The following is a 16446-nucleotide window of genomic DNA, read 5'->3' on the forward strand; positions in this document are numbered from 1 at the left end:
CTTGAAGACATGGCAAAAGGTGTAAAACCCCGCGTGAAAGTCCCGAAATCGGCAAGTGCCGGTGAAGTGGTGACCCTGAAGACCCTGATCAGCCACAAGATGGAATCGGGCCAGCGCAAGGATGGCGACGGCAACCTGATCCCGCGCTCGATCATCAACCGGTTCACCTGCGAGCTGAACGGCAAGATGGTCATCGACGTGACGCTGGAGCCGGCGATCTCGACCAACCCGTATCTTGAGTTCGATGCCCGCGTCGACGAGGGCGGCGAGTTCAAGTTCACCTGGTACGACGATGACGGCTCGGTCTACGAAGAATCCAAGCCGATCGCGGTCAGCTGAGCCTGGCGCAAGGGAGGAGACATAATAATGAAAAAATTTCACGGCATTGCAGCCCTGGTCGCTGCCTCGTTCACCGGGGCGGCGATTGCCACAGCCGATGAAAACGCTGAACTGGTCATCAATGGCGACATCGAGATCGTCACCAAGACCGCCGCGCCGGCGCATTTGTCGGACGCGCTGGACGAGGTCATGTCCGGCTGGCGGTTCCGGTCGGATCAGACCCAATCCATGCAGATGGATGATTTCGACAACCCCGGTATGCTGGGGGCCGAAAACGGGGCCGAGATCTGGGCCACGGCGGATGGGACCGAAGGCAAATCCTGTGCCGATTGTCACGGTGCGCCGGAAGAAATGGCCGGTGTGAAAGCGGTCTATCCCAAGTGGAACGAAGAGGCGGGCGAGGTGCGCACGCTTCAGATGCAGGTCAATGATTGCCGCGAAAACCGCATGGGGGCCGAGCCGTGGGGCTATGACAAGTCCGACGCCATCGACGTCGAGGCGCTGCTGGCCTCGGTGTCGCGGGGGATGCCGGTCAATGTCGCCATTGACGGTCCCGCGCAGGAGGCTTGGGAAAAGGGCAAGGAAATCTATTACACCCGCTTTGGCCAGCTGGAGCTGAGCTGCGCGAACTGCCATGAAGACAATTATGGCAACATGATCCGCGCCGACCATCTGAGCCAGGGCCAGATCAACGGGTTTCCGACCTATCGCCTGAAGAACACCAAGCTGAACGGGGCGCATTCGCGTTTCAAAGGCTGCATTCGTGACACCCGCGCCGAGACATTCAGCCCCGGGTCGCCTGAATTCGTGGCATTGGAGCTTTACGTCGCTTCGCGCGGTAACGGCCTGTCGGTCGAAGGACCCTCGGTCCGCAACTAAGCCATTCACCCCGTCCGGGTTGTGCCGGGCGGGGTTTCTTTACGCGTATACATTCAAAGCACTGCATGGATCGTGTTGGTCCCTGCGCTGACGAACAAAGGGAAACCGCACATGATCTCTCGTCGTGATTTTCTTCAGGTCTCGATGGCCGCATCGGCGCTGTATGGCGCGTCGGGCTTTGGAAACTGGGCGCGTCTGGCCGCGCAGCAGGCGCTGACGCAGGATGACCTTTTGAAGTTCGACACGTTCGGCAATGTCAGCCTGATCCACATCACCGACATTCACGCGCAGCTGAAACCAATCTATTTCCGCGAGCCCGAGATCAATCTGGGCGTCGGGCCCGCCAAGGGGCAGATGCCGCACATCACCGGGGCGGCCTATCGCGAATTTTACGGTATCAAGGATGGGTCGCCCTCGGCCTATGCGCTGACGTATAATGACTTTACCGCCTTGGCGCGCGAATATGGGCGTGTGGGCGGGATGGATCGCGTTGCGACCGTGGTCAATGCCATCCGGGCCGACCGCCCCGATGCGCTGCTTCTGGACGGGGGCGACACCTGGCACGGATCCTACACCTGCTATCACACCGAAGGGCAGGACGTGGTCAACGTGATGAACGCGCTGAAACCCGATGCGATGACCTTCCACTGGGAATTCACGCTGGGGTCGGACCGGGTGAACGAGATCGTTGAAAATCTGCCCTTTGCCGCGCTTGGTCAGAACATCTTCGATGCCGAGTGGGACGAGCCCGCCGAGCTCTTCAAACCCTACAAGTTCTTCGAACGCGGCGGGGTGAAGATTGCGGTGATCGGGCAGGCCTTCCCCTATATGCCGATTGCCAACCCCGGCTGGATGTTCCCCGAATACTCGTTCGGCATTCGTGACGAGAACATGCAGGCGATGGTGGACGAAGTGCGCGCGGCGGGGGCCGAGCTTGTCGTCGTGCTGAGCCACAACGGCTTTGATGTCGACAAGAAGATGGCGGGCAAGGTCACGGGGATCGACGTGATCCTGTCGGGTCACACGCATGACGCTCTGCCCGAACCGGTGCAGGTGGAGCAGACCTTCATCATTGCCTCCGGATCGAACTCGAAATTCGTCAGCCGCGTCGATCTGGACGTGCGCGACGGCAAAATGATGGGCATCCGCCACAAGCTGATCCCGATTTTCGCAGATGTGATCACGCCGGACGCCACGATCACCCAACTGATCGACGAACAGCGCGCGCCCTATAAGGCCGAGTTGGAAGAGGTGATCGGCACCACCGACACGCTTCTCTATCGTCGCGGCAATTTCAACGGATCGTGGGATGACCTGATCTGCGACGCGCTGATCAACGAACGCGAGGCCGACATCGCCATGTCGCCCGGCGTGCGCTGGGGGCCGTCGATCCTGCCGGGGCAGGAGATCACGCGCGAGGATATCTGGAACGTGACCTCGATGTCCTACGGGCAGGCCTATCGAACCGAGATGACCGGCGAGTTCATCCACACGATCCTTGAGGACGTGGCCGACAACCTGTTCAACCCTGACCCCTATTACCAGCAGGGCGGCGACATGGTGCGCATCGGTGGCATGGGCTACCGGATCGACATCACCAAGCCGCAGGGCAGCCGGATCACCGAGATGACGCTTTTGAAAACCGGCGAGGCGATTGATCCGGCCAAAAACTATGTGGTCGCAGGCTGGGCCAGTGTGAACGAAGGCACCGAAGGGCCGCAAATCTGGGACGTGGTGGAAAGCCACATCAAGAAACAAGGCACCGTCAAACTGGACCCGAACAACTCGGTCACAGTGGTCGGCGCCTGACCTGACACGGCCCGACCCTTTTTTGGGGCGGGCCATTTTTCCAAGCCTATCCATGCACATAGGCGAATGTTGAGATGTTAAAGGAGAGATGCCAAATGACTGACAGCTCTGCAAAATCCGGGGCGTCACGCCGCGCGTTCCTGAAAGGGGCCGCCGCCACCGGGGCAGCACTTGGTGCCGCCGGGGCCGCGCATGCCGAGGGTGATCCGTTGATCACCGAGGTGCAGGACTGGGCCGCGGGCCTGGGCGACGGGGTGGACGCCACGCCCTATGGGATGCCGATTGAATTTGAGGATCACGTGATCCGGCGCACGGTCGAATGGCTGACGGCAGATACGATTTCGTCGATCAACTTCACGCCCATTCACGCACTGGACGGCACGATCACCCCGCAGGGCTGCGCGTTCGAGCGCCACCATTCAGGCGCAATCACGCTGCGCAAGGAAGATTACCGGCTGATGATCAACGGCATGGTCGATACGCCATTGGTCTTTACCTATGAAGACCTGGAACGCTTCCCGCGCGTCACACGCACCTTCTTTCTGGAATGCGCCGCCAACACCGGCATGGAATGGGCGGGCGCGCAACTCAATGGCGCGCAATACACCCACGGTATGATCCACAACATGGAATATACCGGCGTGACCCTGCGCACTTTGCTGGAAGAGGCCGGGCTGGACGCGGCGGGCGATCTGGCGGGCAAATGGGTCTATGTCGAAGGGGCGGATGCGTCCTCGAACGGGCGGTCGATCCCGATGGAAAAGGCACTGGACGACTGCATGATCGCCTTCAAGGCCAACGGCGAGGCGCTGCGCATGGAGCACGGCTATCCGGTGCGCCTTGTGGTGCCTGGTTGGGAAGGCAATATGTGGGTCAAATGGCTCCGCCGGATCGAGGTGATGGACAAACCGGTCGAAAGCCGGGAAGAGACCTCGAAATACACAGACACGATGGCCGATGGCACGTCGCGCAAATGGACCTGGACGATGGACGCCAAGTCGATCATCACCAGCCCCAGCCCGCAAATGCCGATCACCCATGGCAAGGGGCCTTTGGTCATCACCGGGCTTGCCTGGTCCGGCAATGGCGCAATCACGGCGGTCGATGTGTCGCTGGATGGCGGTGTGACCTGGCAAGAGGCGCGATTGGCCGAACCCGGCAAACCCATGGCGCTGAGCCGCTTCTATCTGGATATCGACTGGGACGGGTCCGAGATGTTCCTGCAATCACGCGCGATGGACGACACCGGCTATGTCCAGCCCACCAAGGCGCAACTGCGCGAGGTGCGCGGGTTGAACTCGATCTATCACAACAACGGCATCCAGACATGGCACGTGAATGCTGAAGGGGAGGCAAACAATGTCGAAGTTTCCTAAGGTCTTGATGGCAACCGCGCTTGCCACCCTGACAGCCGCACCCGCTTTGGCCGAAAAGCTTGGTCTTGGTCGCGCCGCGACCGAGGCCGAAGTGGCCGCGTGGGATCTGGATGTGTTCCCCGATGGCTCAAATCTGCCCGAAGGGTCGGGCGACGTGTTCACGGGCGAAGAGGTGTTTGCCGAGCATTGCGCCGTTTGCCATGGTGATTTCGCCGAAGGTGTGGGCAATTGGCCGAAACTGGCGGGCGGTGAAGATACGCTGGCGGACGATGATCCGCTGAAAACCGTCGGGTCATACTGGCCTTATCTGTCGACCACATTCGATTATGTGCGCCGGTCGATGCCGTTTGGAAACGCGCAAAGCCTGTCCAACGACGACGTGTACGCGATCGTGGCCTATATCCTTTATTCGAACTATCTTGTGGATGACGATTTCACCTTGTCGAAAGAAACGTTCCTGGATGTTGATATGCCGAACGCGGACGGGTTCTTCGTCGATGACCGCCCGGAAACGGAATACCCGGTGTTCACCGAACGCTGCATGGAAAACTGCAAGCCCGGTGCGGTCGAGATCACCAAGACTGTGGTATTCAAAGGCGATCCCAACGCAGGCGCGAGCGCGGACGAAGTTGAAACGTCCGCCCCCGCTGCATCGGACGAAGCCGCTGCACCGGCTGTCGAAGACGCGGCCCCCGTGACCGTGGCATTCGACGCTGAACTGGCCGAGAAGGGCGAGAAGGTGTTCAAGAAATGTAAAGCCTGCCACAAGGTGGGCGAGGGCGCGAAGAACGGTGTTGGCCCGATGTTGAATGGCGTCTGGGAACGGGCTGCGGGCACGGTTGACGGCTTCAAATACTCCAAGCCGATGATGGCGGCGGGCGAAGACGGGTTGGTGTGGAATGCTGAAACCCTGTCAGGCTATCTGGCCGACCCACGCAGCTATCTGAAAGGCAACAAGATGTCTTTTGCAGGTCTGAAGAAGGACGCGGATATCGAGGCCGTGCTTGAGTTTCTGAAATCTCACAGCCAGTAGTTCGGCAAGCGGTTCATACTCTGACTGGGCGCCGTTGAATGACAACGGCGCCCTTTTTCGTTGGTTTGGCGAATGACGGCGTCTGTGCTAGTTTTTCACAGCTACATACAGGAGGGTCAAATGCGTGTTCTCGCTCTATGTCTTGGCATTCTTGCCTTGGTGCTCGGCTTCCCCGCAAACGCGGCTGAACTGGGCGATGACGGGTTGCACAAGCAGCCGTGGTTCACCGACAGTTTCCTTGAAATGCCCGATGATCTGGCCGAGGCGGGGGCGGAGGGCAAAGATCTTCTGATCCTCATTGAACAGCAGGGCTGCCCCTATTGCCGTGAGCTGCACGAGGTGAATTTCGCACGCCAGCAGATCGTCGATCACCTGACCGAAAGCTTCATGGTCGTGCAGTTGAACATGTTCGGCGCGCGCGAAGTGGTGGATTTCGATGGCGAAGCACTGGAGGAACGTGATCTTGCGGTGAAATGGGGTGTGAATTTCACGCCGACCGTGGTGATCTTTCCCTCTGATGCGCCCGATACCAGCACCGCCCGGGCGGCCGAAGCATTCCGTATGCCCGGTTATTTCAAGCCGTTTCATTTCCTGAAATCGCTGGAATACGTCACCACGGACGCCTATCGCGATCAGGTGTTTCAGCGTTATCTGCAAGACGTGTTCCAGAAGATGGAGGAAAACGGCGAAACGCCGGATGTCTGGTAGGTGACGCCCGAATGCACGCATCAATATATGAAATTTATTGAGTGGGTTAACTTAACAGGTTAGCCTTCGGTCATGGGGTGGAATCGACACATTATATTGGGCTTGGTTGCAACTTTGGTCTGGGCAAGCCCCGCGTCCTCCAACGAACTCGGTGATGCCGACAAAGGGGTCGAGGTGTTTGATGAATGCGCAAGCTGCCATTCCGTTGGGCAAGGGGCAAAAAACCGCGTCGGGCCGCATCTGAACGGTCTGTTCGGGCGCCGTGCCGCCGGGATCGAGGGATTCAGGTATTCGGCCGGACTGACGCGCATGGGCAAGGATGGGCTGGTCTGGAATTTTGACCTGCTGGATCGCTATGTCGAAAACCCGAAGGCCTTTACCTCGGACACGCGCATGGCTTACAAAGGGTTGAAGGACGCGGGGCAAAGGGCTGATTTACTTGCGTATTTACGCCGTTTTTCGGACGACCCCGCGAATATCCCCGAGGCCGCTCCGACCGCCTCGGGCACCGACCATTCGGTCGATCCGACGATCCTGGCCATTCAGGGCGACCCGGACTACGGCGAATACCTGTCCTCGGAATGCACATCCTGCCACCAGCTCAGCGGAGACAATGACGGCATTCCACCCATCATCGGCTGGCCGGCCGAGGATTTCGTGGTCGCCATGCATGCCTACAAGGACAAGTTCCGCCCGCATCCCGTGATGCAGATGATGGCAGGCCGCCTGTCCAACGAAGAGATTGCCGCCCTGGCCGCCTATTTCGCGGCGGCCGGGTCATAGGCAGGGGGGCCGGGACGGGCCCGCCCAACGCGACAGGTGCGCGCGGTTTTCGCACCAAACCGGGAGGAAACCAGATGAAACTGAACAGACGTCTTTTCATGGGCGGTGCTGCGGCAGGGGCGGCTGTGGCCACGTTGGCGGCCCCGATGGCGCAGGCCTCTAACCATGGCAAACCCAAGGTGGTTGTGATTGGCGGCGGGGCAGGCGGGGCGACCGCCGCACGCTATATCGCCAAGGACAGCAAGGGCGAGATTGATGTGACGTTGATCGAACCCTCGCGCAGCTATTACACCTGTTTCTTCTCGAACCTCTATATTGGCGGCTTTCGCGAGCTCAACTCGATCGCGCACAGCTATGGCACGCTGGCCGCGGAATATGGCATCAACGTGGTACATGACTGGGCCGTCGGGATTGACCGCGACGCGCGCACCGTCACCCTGGCCGGGGGGGCTGTGCTGCCCTATGATCGTTTGATCCTGTCCCCCGGCATTGATTTCGTCGATGGCGCGGTTGATGGCTGGGATGTGTCCCACCAGAACGCAATGCCCCATGCCTATAAGGCCGGGTCGCAGTCCGAGCTTCTGAAGGCGCAGATCGAGGCCATGCCCGACGGCGGCACCTTCGCCATGATCGCGCCCCCAAACCCGTTCCGCTGCCCACCCGGGCCGTATGAGCGGATTTCGATGGTGGCGCATGTGCTGAAGGACCGGAACCCGACCGCGAAGATCATCATCGCCGACCCGAAAGAGAAGTTTTCGAAAATGGCCCTGTTTCAGGAAGGCTGGGCGGATCATTATGACGGGATGATCGACTGGATCGGGCCGGAGTTCGGGGGCGGCAATGTCTCGGTCAACCCCGAAGCGATGACGGTGACGATTGATGGCGAGGAAACCAAGGTCGATGTCTGCAACGTGATCCCGGCGATGAAGGCCGGACGGATCTGCGAGATTGCGGGCGTCAACGATGGCAACTGGGCCCCGGTCAACCCGCATACGATGCAATCGCGCGCGGACGAGAACATCCATGTTCTGGGCGATGCCAGCCACCAGGGCGACATGCCCAAGTCGGGCTTTGCCGCCAACAGCCAGGCCAAGGTGGCCGCGATGGCGGTGCGCGCCGCGCTGACCGGGTCAAAGCAGTTCCCGGCGAAGTTCACCAACACTTGCTGGTCGCTGATCGACACCGATGACGGCGTGAAGGTGGGCGCAAGTTACGAGGCGACGGACGAGAAGATCGCCAAGGTTGACGGCTTCATCAGCCAGACCGGAGAGGACGCCGCGCTGCGCAAGACCACCTATGAGGAAAGCATTGGTTGGTATGCGGGGATCACTGCTGACATGTTCGGCTGATCCTGTTGCTAATATTCGCCTGACCGAATATGTTTCAGGCAAAGGCGGGGGTCACCGATCCGGCCCCTGCAAAACCAAAGGACGAGGCAGGGGCCTTGGCCAAAAACCGCAAGGGAAGTCTTCATGAAACCGTTTCTGACCCTCACCCTGACCGCCGCGCTTCTGGCCACCCCGGCCTTGGCGGACAATCATGCCATGCAGGAAACCGACCACGCGATCACCTATGCGTTTGAAGGCGATTTCGACGACGCCACTTTCGCGGTGGAGACAGCCATCGTCGGCAAGGGGCTGGTGATCGACTATGTCAGCCACACCGGCGCGATGTTGGAACGCACCAAGGCCGATGTCGGCTCCGACGTCAAAATCTATGACGCCGCGGATATTTTCCTGTTCTGTTCGGCCCAGATCAGCCGCGAAGTGATGGAAGCTGATCCGATGAATATCAGCTTCTGCCCCTATGGTATCTTCGTCACCGACAAGGACGGCGAGGTGCGTGTTGGATACAGCAAGTATCCCGAGGGCGACATGCAGAAGGTGCAGGCGTTGCTGGACGAGATTGCGCAAGAGGCCGTTGCAAACTGACCCGTGCCAAAACCCTTGTAAAAACAGACCCCGCATGTCCGAATGGCAGGCGGGGTTTTGCATGACGCCACGGCAGGAATAAAAACATTCAAAAAAATGAATGTAACCCTTGTTCCCGGCGTGGGCCGCCATTAACTTAACGTGCGAACTGGATGAATGGTGAGGCAAACATGATTGAAACGGATTTCACACCCTGGGCCTCTGCTCTTGGAGGCGCGCTGATTGGCTTGGCCTCGGTGCTGTTGATGTGGCTGCGCGGCAATGTGCTGGGGGCCACCGGCATTCTGGCAGGCTTTTTGCAACCTGACAGTTCGACCGACTGGTCGTGGCGGGCCGCGATCCTTGCGGGGATGCTGACCGGTCCGCTGGTCTTTCTGGCGGCAACGGGCGGTTTTCCGACGATTCAGGTGCCGGTCTCGACCCTGTCGATGATCATCGGCGGGCTGATCGTCGGGGTTGGCGTCACCTATGGCTCGGGCTGCACGTCCGGGCATGGGGTCTGCGGCATGGCGCGGTTCTCGCCACGTTCGATCGTTGCCACGCTGACCTTCATGGCGGGCACGGCGGTGATGGTGTTTCTGACCCGTCACGTGTTCGGCCTTTAGGAGGATTGGCGATGAAACTTCTTCTGATATATCTGACGGGCGTCGTGTTTGGGCTGGGGATTGCGATCTCGGGCATGGCAAACCCGGCGAAGGTGCTGAATTTCTTTGATGTGTTCGGCGCGTGGGATCCCAGCCTGGCCTTCGTGATGGGCGCGGCGCTTCTGGTCGCGGCACCGGGCTATGCGCTGGTGTTCAAGCGCCCGAAACCGATCTTTGCCCAGTCCTTCAAGCTGCCCGGCACAAAACTGATCGACCGCAAACTGGTGCTGGGGTCGTTCACTTTCGGGCTGGGATGGGGACTGGCCGGGTTTTGCCCCGGTGCGGCGCTGCCGGTGATTTCGACCGGCAACCCATCGGTTCTGACCTTCACGGCCTCGATGATCGTGGGCCTGTTTCTGGCCCGCTGGATGATTGCGACCACCGCCCGACGCCAAGATGCGGCGCAGGCCAACTGACATCGGGGCGACAATCGCACCCGCACAGACAGGAAAGGACATGACATGAAAAACTATCCCGTCAACACGTCCCTCAAACCCGAGGTGAAAGCCTTTTTCGAGGAAGATTCAAACACGATTTCCTATGTGGTCAAAGACCCGGCGTCGAAATCATGCGCCGTGATCGACAGCGTGATGGACATCGACTATGCGGCCGGGCGGATCACCCATGACCATGCGGACGAAATCATCGCCTATATCAAAGCCGAAGGGTTGGAGCTTGAATGGCTGATCGAAACCCATGTCCATGCCGACCACCTGTCCGCCGCGCCTTATATTCAGGACAAACTGGGCGGCAAGATCGGTATCGGATCGAAGATCACCGTGGTGCAAGAGGTCTTCGGCAAGGTTTTCAACGAAGGCACCGAGTTTCAGCGCGACGGCAGTCAGTTCGACCGGCTGTTCGAGGATGGCGATACTTACAAGATCGGCACGATGGACGCCTTCGTGATGCACACGCCGGGCCACACGCCTGCCTGCATGGTGCATGTGATCGGGGACGCGGCCTTTGTGGGTGACACGCTGTTCATGCCCGATGGCGGATCGGCACGGGCCGATTTCCCGGGCGGCGATGCGGGCGAGCTTTACGACTCGATCCAGAAGGTGCTGGCGCTGCCCGATGAAACGCGGCTATTCATGTGCCACGATTACGGGCCGAATGGGCGCGACATTCAGTGGGAAACCACGGTGGCGGACGAAAAGGCGCACAATATCCACGTGGGCGGCGGCAAGACAAAAGAGGAATTCGTGAAGTTCCGCACCGAGCGTGACGCGCAACTGGACATGCCGCGGCTGATCATCCCGTCGCTTCAGGTCAATATGCGCGCGGGCGACATGCCGCCTGCGGACGAGGATGGCAGGACCTTCCTGAAAGTGCCCGTGAACACGTTGTGAATTGTTGCTTGGAAAGGCAGACCAGATGCAGATGAAGAAACTCGATGACAAGGTGACGGTCGCGCCGCAGATCACCGTGGATGACATCCCCGCCATCAAGGCGGCAGGGTTCACCGTGGTGATGTGCAACCGACCCGATGGCGAAGAGCCAGGGCAGCCGGCCTGGGCCGAGATCAGCGCGGCAGCCAAGGCGGCCGGGCTGGGCACATCATTCCTGCCGATGTCGAACCGGGACGATGCCTTCGCCGTGATGGACGCGTTCAAGCGCGTGGTCGAGGATGCATCGGGACCGGTCTTGGCCTATTGCCGGTCCGGCGCACGTTGCGAGATTTTGTGGATGACGGCACAGGCCAACGCGTGACCTGCGCGGGGTAAGCCGCTTGATGAACTAGGAAAAATCTCATGAGCCAGGTGTCGAACAAGGTGGCGCGCGGCGCTGCCCTCAGACGTTTTGTGCCGATTTTGGACTGGGGCGCGCGTTATGACAACGCGGCTTTCACCTCGGACATGGTGGCGGCGGTGATCGTGACGATCATGCTGATCCCGCAATCGCTGGCCTACGCGCTTCTGGCGGGCCTGCCGCCGGAAATGGGGTTGTATGCGTCGATCCTGCCGCTGGTGGCTTACGCGATCTTCGGCACCTCGCGGGCCCTGGCGGTGGGGCCGGTGGCTGTGGTTAGCCTGATGACGGCAGCGGCCGTGGGCAATCTGGGGCTGACCTCGCCCGCAGAATACGCCGCCGCTGCAATCACGCTGGCCTTCCTGTCGGGGCTGATCCTTCTGGTCATGGGCGTGTTCCGTCTGGGATTTCTGGCAAACTTCCTGAGCCACCCGGTGATCGCGGGTTTCATCACCGCCTCGGGGCTGCTGATCGCCACCAGCCAGTTGAAACACATCCTTGGCATTGAAGCGCACGGGCATTCGCTGTTTGACCTCGTGGGCTCGCTGCTGTCCCATATTACGCAGACCAACCTGATCACGCTGGCCATCGGCGCGGGCTCGGTCGCGTTCCTGTTCTGGGTGCGCAAGGGGTTGAAGCCGCTGCTGTTGTCCTGGGGGCTTGGCCCGCGCATGGCCGATATTCTGGCGAAAGCCGGGCCTGTCGGGGCGGTTGCCGTCACCACGCTGATCACCTGGGGGTTTGACCTGCAATCGAAGGGGGTCGCCATCGTGGGCGACGTGCCGCAGGGTTTGCCACCGCTGACCTTCCCCAGTTTTGACGCTGACCTCTGGACCAGCCTGTTTGGTTCGGCGCTTCTGATCTCGATCATCGGGTTCGTCGAAAGTATCTCGGTCGCGCAGACGCTGGCCGCCAAGAAGCGCCAGCGCATTGTCCCGGATCAAGAGCTTGTGGGTCTGGGGGCCTCCAACATTGCGGCCGCCATGTCGGGCGGCTATCCGGTGACAGGCGGGTTTGCACGCTCGGTCGTCAATTTCGACGCCGGTGCAGAAACGCCCGCCGCCGGGGCCTTCACCGCCATCGGTATCGCCGCGGCCGCCCTGTTCCTGACACCGCTTCTGTTCTTCCTGCCCAAAGCCACGCTGGCTGCGACCATCATTGTCGCCGTGCTGAGTCTTGTGGACTTCCATATCCTGCGCGCCACCTGGGCGTATCACCGCGCCGATTTCACCGCCGTTCTGGCGACCATTTTGCTGACCCTTGGTTTCGGGGTCGAAATCGGCGTGTCCGCGGGTGTCGTCCTGTCCATTGTGCTGTATCTTTACAAAACCTCACGCCCGCATATCGCCGAGGTCGGCCTGATCCCCGGCACGCAACACTTCCGCAACATCAACCGCCACGCGGTGCTGACCCATCCCGAACTGGTAACGCTGCGGCTGGATGAAAACCTGTACTTCGCCAACGCACGCTTCATCGAGGATTACCTGCTGGCCCGTGTCGCAAAAGGCGGCATCAAGCATGTGGTTCTGATGTGCTCGGCGGTGAACGAGATCGACCTGTCCGCGCTGGAAACGCTTGAGGAACTGAACCGCCGTTTGGGCGAGGCGGGCATCACGCTCAGCCTGTCCGAGGTCAAGGGCCCGGTCATGGACCGCCTGAAGCGCACTGATTTCATTCAGAACCTGACCGGCTGTGTCTATCTGACCCAATTTGCCGCAATGCAGGCGCTGGGGCCGGTGGATGGATCGGTGCCGGTTTGCGCGGAGCAGGGCGACGCTGCGTAACTTTGGGCGGCCTATCGTGATTTATTGAACGCTTGTGCAATTCTTGCTAGGCCAAGCACAGACTTCACGGAGGGTTCCCCATGCAGATCACCAACAACACCGTTGCCATCGTCACCGGCGGCGCATCCGGGCTTGGCGGCGCCGTGGCCCAGACACTGGCGGACGCAGGTGCCAAGGTCGGCATTTTTGACCTGAACGAGGATGCCGGGCAGGCGATGGCGGAGAAAATCGGCGGCGCATTTGCCAAGGTGGACGTGTCCGATCCGGCGTCAGTGGCTGAAGGCTTCAAGACCCTGCGCGCGGCGCTTGGGCAGGAACGCATCATGGTGAACTGCGCGGGCATCGCGCCTGCATCGAAAACTCAGTCAAAGGGCGAGCCGCATGATCCGAGTGTGTTCGCGAAAACCATCGGTGTGAACCTGATCGGCACGTTCAATTGTGCCAGCCAATCGGCGGCGGGCATGGCGCTGGCGGACCCGGTGACGGAGGACGGTGAACGCGGCGTGATCATCAACACCGCGTCGATTGCAGCCTTTGATGGGCAGATCGGGCAGTTGGCCTATGCCGCATCCAAGGGCGGCGTGGTGGGCATGACCCTGCCCATGGCGCGCGACTTGATGCGCGACGGCATTCGCGTGATGACCATCGCACCGGGTATCTTCAAGACCCCCATGGTCGCAGGCTTGCCGCGAGAGGTGCAGGACAGCCTTGGCGCACAAGTCCCGTTCCCCTCGCGCCTTGGCGACCCGGCGGAATATGCCGCCATGGCACGCCACATCGTGGAAAACAGCATGTTGAACGGCGAGGTGATCCGGTTGGACGGCGCGATCCGCATGGCGCCGCGGTAACGGCAAAACCGCCCCGATGCGCGAGGCTCTGGCCTTGCGCCCCGCCATCGCTTAAGAAGCGCGCGATGAGCACCCGTCACGACATACGCGCCGCCGCCCGCCTGTCCGTCGCCCCTATGATGGATTGGTCAGACCGCCATTGCCGATACTTTCATCGGCTGATGAGCCGCCGCGCGCTTTTGTATACCGAGATGGTCACGGCCCCTGCCTTGGTGCGGGGCGGTGCGGTGCATTTGCTGGACTACAATATCGAAGAACATCCCGTGGCCGTGCAGCTTGGTGGGTCGGACCCCAGGGAACTGGCCGCGGCCACCAAATTGTGTGTCGAACGGGGGTATGACGAGGTGAACCTGAATGTCGGCTGTCCCTCGGATCGGGTGCAGTCGGGCACGTTCGGGGCGGTGTTGATGCGGGATGCGCCATTGGTGGCCGACTGCATGGCGGCGATGAAAGATGCGGCGCAAGATATTGAAGTGACAGTAAAATGTCGGATCGGTGTTGATGATCAAGCGCCCGACGATGTGTTGCCAGCGTTCATCGAAACCGTCGCCGCGGCAGGTGTCACACGGTTCACGATTCATGCCCGCAAGGCCTGGCTTCAGGGCCTCAGCCCGAAGGAGAACCGGGATATTCCCCCCTTGGACTACCCGTTGGTGCATCGGATGAAAGAGGCGTTCCCTGATCTGCATCTGTCGATCAACGGGGGCATTACGAAGCTTGATGACGCCCGCGCGCATCTGGATGTGATGGACGGGGTGATGATCGGGCGGGCGGCCTATCACGACCCGGCGTCTGTGCTTTTGGAGGCCGATCAGGCGATTTTCGGTGATCCTGCACCTGCGCGCTCGGCGCATGAGGTGGTCGAGGCGATGTATCCCTATATCGAGGCGCAACTCGCTCAGGGTGTGCGTCTGCATTCGATCACCCGGCACATGCTGGGTGTTTTCACCGGGCGTCCCGGTGCGCGCAAATGGCGGCGTATCCTGTCCGAGGGGGCGTCACAGGACGGGGCAGGGGTTGCCTTGCTGGCCGAGGCGCTGTCACATGTGCCAGACCACGTCCCTGCAAGCTGAGACCATCCATGCCTGATCTTTCAATCCTTCTGCCGATGGCCGGGCTTTTGCTTGTAATCGGTGCTTTCGCCGGCGTTCTGGCGGGACTTTTGGGCGTTGGCGGCGGGATCGTGCTGGTGCCTGCATTTTTCTATGCCTTCACCGCGTTGGGTTACGCGTCGGATCAGTTGATGCAGGTCTGCCTGGCGACCTCGCTGGCGACGATCATTGTGACCTCGCTGCGCTCGGTCCATTCGCACAATCGCAAGGGCGCGGTGGAATGGGACATCCTGAAAACATGGGCACCGGGGATCGCGGTGGGCGCTGTGATCGGGGTGCTGGTGGCTTCGGGACTGCGCTCGACCGTGTTGCAGGCGATCTTTGGCGGGCTGGGATTGGTGATCGGCGCCTATCTGGGGTTTGGGCGTGCCGATTGGCGGTTGGCCGAAGCGATGCCGACAGGACTGCGCCGCGCGGTTTTGTCACCGATGCTTGGGTTCCTTTCCGTATTGATGGGCATTGGCGGCGGCAGTTTCGGGGTGCCCTTGATGACCCTGCACGGGCGGCCCATTCACAACGCGGTGGCCACGGCGGCCGGGTTCGGCGTGCTGATTGCGGTGCCGTCGGTGCTGGGCTTTCTGATGGTGACCATCGCGGCGGATGCCCGGCCACCTTTCACCGTCGGGGCCGTCAACCTGCCCGCCTTTGCCTTGGTGGTGGCGATGACGATGATCACCACGCCTTATGGCGTCAAGATCGCCCACGCGATGGACTCCAAGCCGCTGAAGCGGGTCTTCGCGGCGTTCCTGACGCTGGTGGCGCTGAACATGCTGCGCAAGGCGCTGCTGGGATAGCTGTTACGCCGGCCCTTCGGCCCCTTCGGCCCGGAAGGCCGCGATGGTCTCAGGCCGCAGTGGTCGCTTTGTCACGCCGTCCTGTTCCAGCGTCACGATCACGCTTTCCGAGCCGCACATCAGCTCGCCATCCACAAACGTGCCGTATTCCATCACGAAGGAACTGGTGCGAAAGCTTTTGGTGCGCGTGGTGATCACGTAATTGTCGCCCAGATGCAGGGGTTTGAAATAGCGTGCATAGTTCGTGGCGAGCACCACCTGCGGATCGCCGTCCTGATAGCTCGTCACGTGAACATGCGCGAAATAGGGGATGCGGATGGACTCGAACCAGCGGAAATAGGCGACGTTGTTCACGTGGTTCAGGGCGTCCAACTCGTGAAACCGGACCCGGTCAGCCAGTCCATAATGCCAGCCTTCCGGCACACCCACGCTTTGCAACTGTGCGGCGTTCAGGGGGGTGACAAGCGGGATATGGGCGAAGGGATCAGACATCAGGACACCATGCGGTCGGCCAGCTGCGCTGGTATCGGCATCCGGCGGGGAGTGGAAAACTGGAGCGGGTGAAGGGAATCGAACCCTCGTCGTCAGCTTGGGAAGCTGCTGCTCTACCATTGAGCTACACCCGCCTTTGGCTTTGGTTATGCCACCGGCGCCGGG

Annotated in this window: 18 protein-coding genes and 1 tRNA gene; 17 read left to right on the forward strand and 2 right to left on the reverse strand. The window is 60.8% G+C overall.

Annotated features, from left to right (window positions below):
• The first annotated feature begins 9 nt into the window (after window positions 1-9).
• The 17 genes from soxZ (at window position 10) to IE188_RS07340 (ending at window position 15789) form a co-directional block, all read left to right on the forward strand.
• A complete protein-coding gene (soxZ, locus tag IE188_RS07260; protein WP_191285791.1) occupies window positions 10-339 on the forward strand; it encodes a thiosulfate oxidation carrier complex protein SoxZ in 330 nt (109 codons plus the stop codon).
• Window positions 340-366: 27 nt separating this feature from the next.
• On the forward strand, window positions 367-1218 hold the full coding sequence (gene soxA, locus IE188_RS07265) for a sulfur oxidation c-type cytochrome SoxA (protein WP_191285792.1): 852 nt from the start codon (window positions 367-369) through the stop codon (window positions 1216-1218).
• Window positions 1219-1329: 111 nt separating this feature from the next.
• Complete coding sequence (soxB, locus tag IE188_RS07270) at window positions 1330-3027, forward strand: thiosulfohydrolase SoxB (RefSeq protein ID WP_191285793.1); 1698 nt, start codon at window positions 1330-1332, stop codon at window positions 3025-3027.
• A gap of 95 nt (window positions 3028-3122) precedes the next feature.
• Window positions 3123-4403 (forward strand): sulfite dehydrogenase, encoded by a 1281-nt coding sequence (gene soxC, locus IE188_RS07275; RefSeq protein ID WP_191285794.1) that lies wholly within the window; start codon window positions 3123-3125, stop codon window positions 4401-4403.
• Window positions 4387-5436, forward strand: coding sequence for a c-type cytochrome (locus IE188_RS07280; protein ID WP_191285795.1), 1050 nt, complete (start codon window positions 4387-4389; stop codon window positions 5434-5436). Before soxC ends, IE188_RS07280 begins: the two co-directional genes overlap by 17 nt.
• 120 nt (window positions 5437-5556) lie before the next feature.
• Window positions 5557-6144 carry a thioredoxin family protein gene (locus IE188_RS07285; protein ID WP_191285796.1) on the forward strand — a complete coding sequence of 196 codons (588 nt, stop codon included), beginning with the start codon at window positions 5557-5559 and terminating at the stop codon, window positions 6142-6144.
• Between the two features lie 72 nt (window positions 6145-6216).
• Entirely contained in the window at window positions 6217-6927 is a 711-nt protein-coding gene (locus tag IE188_RS07290; protein ID WP_191285797.1) for a c-type cytochrome, read from the forward strand.
• Between the two features lie 74 nt (window positions 6928-7001).
• Window positions 7002-8276: an NAD(P)/FAD-dependent oxidoreductase gene (locus tag IE188_RS07295; protein WP_191285798.1), complete on the forward strand. Its 1275-nt coding sequence runs from the start codon at window positions 7002-7004 to the stop codon at window positions 8274-8276.
• A 123-nt stretch (window positions 8277-8399) separates the two neighbouring features.
• Window positions 8400-8858: a DUF302 domain-containing protein gene (locus tag IE188_RS07300; RefSeq protein WP_407648181.1), complete on the forward strand. Its 459-nt coding sequence runs from the start codon at window positions 8400-8402 to the stop codon at window positions 8856-8858.
• Window positions 8859-9028: 170 nt separating this feature from the next.
• Entirely contained in the window at window positions 9029-9463 is a 435-nt protein-coding gene (locus IE188_RS07305) for a YeeE/YedE family protein (RefSeq protein WP_191285799.1), read from the forward strand.
• Window positions 9464-9474: 11 nt separating this feature from the next.
• Window positions 9475-9918, forward strand: coding sequence for a DUF6691 family protein (locus IE188_RS07310; RefSeq protein WP_191285800.1), 444 nt, complete (start codon window positions 9475-9477; stop codon window positions 9916-9918).
• Window positions 9919-9963: 45 nt separating this feature from the next.
• Window positions 9964-10851: an MBL fold metallo-hydrolase gene (locus IE188_RS07315; protein ID WP_191285801.1), complete on the forward strand. Its 888-nt coding sequence runs from the start codon at window positions 9964-9966 to the stop codon at window positions 10849-10851.
• A gap of 25 nt (window positions 10852-10876) precedes the next feature.
• Complete coding sequence (locus IE188_RS07320) at window positions 10877-11212, forward strand: TIGR01244 family sulfur transferase (RefSeq protein ID WP_191285802.1); 336 nt, start codon at window positions 10877-10879, stop codon at window positions 11210-11212.
• A 41-nt stretch (window positions 11213-11253) separates the two neighbouring features.
• Window positions 11254-13035: a SulP family inorganic anion transporter gene (locus tag IE188_RS07325; protein WP_191285803.1), complete on the forward strand. Its 1782-nt coding sequence runs from the start codon at window positions 11254-11256 to the stop codon at window positions 13033-13035.
• A gap of 80 nt (window positions 13036-13115) precedes the next feature.
• Window positions 13116-13883, forward strand: coding sequence for an SDR family NAD(P)-dependent oxidoreductase (locus tag IE188_RS07330; protein WP_191285804.1), 768 nt, complete (start codon window positions 13116-13118; stop codon window positions 13881-13883).
• Window positions 13884-13948: 65 nt separating this feature from the next.
• The gene (gene dusA / locus IE188_RS07335) at window positions 13949-14956 is read left to right on the forward strand and encodes a tRNA dihydrouridine(20/20a) synthase DusA (RefSeq protein WP_191285805.1); all 1008 of its coding nucleotides are present in this window, start codon (window positions 13949-13951) and stop codon (window positions 14954-14956) included.
• A gap of 8 nt (window positions 14957-14964) precedes the next feature.
• On the forward strand, window positions 14965-15789 hold the full coding sequence (locus IE188_RS07340; RefSeq protein WP_191285806.1) for a sulfite exporter TauE/SafE family protein: 825 nt from the start codon (window positions 14965-14967) through the stop codon (window positions 15787-15789).
• A 3-nt stretch (window positions 15790-15792) separates the two neighbouring features.
• On the opposite strand, the gene IE188_RS07345 is transcribed toward IE188_RS07340, so the two are convergent.
• Together IE188_RS07345 and IE188_RS07350 are read right to left on the reverse strand one after the other, a co-directional pair.
• Window positions 15793-16281 carry an acyl-CoA thioesterase gene (locus tag IE188_RS07345; RefSeq protein ID WP_191285807.1) on the reverse strand — a complete coding sequence of 163 codons (489 nt, stop codon included), beginning with the start codon at window positions 16279-16281 and terminating at the stop codon, window positions 15793-15795.
• A 60-nt stretch (window positions 16282-16341) separates the two neighbouring features.
• Window positions 16342-16415: transfer RNA gene (locus tag IE188_RS07350), tRNA-Gly, on the reverse strand.
• Between the last annotated feature and the right edge of the window lie 31 nt (window positions 16416-16446).

It is taken from the genome of Aliiroseovarius zhejiangensis (assembly GCF_014656375.1).
GTDB lineage: Bacteria > Pseudomonadota > Alphaproteobacteria > Rhodobacterales > Rhodobacteraceae > Aliiroseovarius > Aliiroseovarius zhejiangensis.

Excerpts from the sequence above, each read along its gene's own strand:
- IE188_RS07340 (WP_191285806.1), top strand. The coding sequence starts at position 14,965 with ATGCCTGATCTTTCAATCCTTCTGCCGATGGCCGGGCTTTTGCTTGTA.
- IE188_RS07320 (WP_191285802.1), top strand. The coding sequence starts at position 10,877 with ATGCAGATGAAGAAACTCGATGACAAGGTGACGGTCGCGCCGCAGATC.
- soxC (WP_191285794.1), top strand. The coding sequence starts at position 3,123 with ATGACTGACAGCTCTGCAAAATCCGGGGCGTCACGCCGCGCGTTCCTG.
- IE188_RS07280 (WP_191285795.1), top strand. The coding sequence starts at position 4,387 with ATGTCGAAGTTTCCTAAGGTCTTGATGGCAACCGCGCTTGCCACCCTG.
- IE188_RS07315 (WP_191285801.1), top strand. The coding sequence starts at position 9,964 with ATGAAAAACTATCCCGTCAACACGTCCCTCAAACCCGAGGTGAAAGCC.
- IE188_RS07290 (WP_191285797.1), top strand. The coding sequence starts at position 6,217 with ATGGGGTGGAATCGACACATTATATTGGGCTTGGTTGCAACTTTGGTC.
- IE188_RS07325 (WP_191285803.1), top strand. The coding sequence starts at position 11,254 with ATGAGCCAGGTGTCGAACAAGGTGGCGCGCGGCGCTGCCCTCAGACGT.
- IE188_RS07330 (WP_191285804.1), top strand. The coding sequence starts at position 13,116 with ATGCAGATCACCAACAACACCGTTGCCATCGTCACCGGCGGCGCATCC.
- IE188_RS07300 (WP_407648181.1), top strand. The coding sequence starts at position 8,400 with ATGAAACCGTTTCTGACCCTCACCCTGACCGCCGCGCTTCTGGCCACC.
- soxA (WP_191285792.1), top strand. The coding sequence starts at position 367 with ATGAAAAAATTTCACGGCATTGCAGCCCTGGTCGCTGCCTCGTTCACC.
- IE188_RS07295 (WP_191285798.1), top strand. The coding sequence starts at position 7,002 with ATGAAACTGAACAGACGTCTTTTCATGGGCGGTGCTGCGGCAGGGGCG.
- IE188_RS07285 (WP_191285796.1), top strand. The coding sequence starts at position 5,557 with ATGCGTGTTCTCGCTCTATGTCTTGGCATTCTTGCCTTGGTGCTCGGC.
- soxB (WP_191285793.1), top strand. The coding sequence starts at position 1,330 with ATGATCTCTCGTCGTGATTTTCTTCAGGTCTCGATGGCCGCATCGGCG.
- soxZ (WP_191285791.1), top strand. The coding sequence starts at position 10 with ATGGCAAAAGGTGTAAAACCCCGCGTGAAAGTCCCGAAATCGGCAAGT.
- IE188_RS07345 (WP_191285807.1), bottom strand. The coding sequence starts at position 16,281 with ATGTCTGATCCCTTCGCCCATATCCCGCTTGTCACCCCCCTGAACGCC.
- dusA (WP_191285805.1), top strand. The coding sequence starts at position 13,949 with ATGAGCACCCGTCACGACATACGCGCCGCCGCCCGCCTGTCCGTCGCC.
- IE188_RS07305 (WP_191285799.1), top strand. The coding sequence starts at position 9,029 with ATGATTGAAACGGATTTCACACCCTGGGCCTCTGCTCTTGGAGGCGCG.
- IE188_RS07310 (WP_191285800.1), top strand. The coding sequence starts at position 9,475 with ATGAAACTTCTTCTGATATATCTGACGGGCGTCGTGTTTGGGCTGGGG.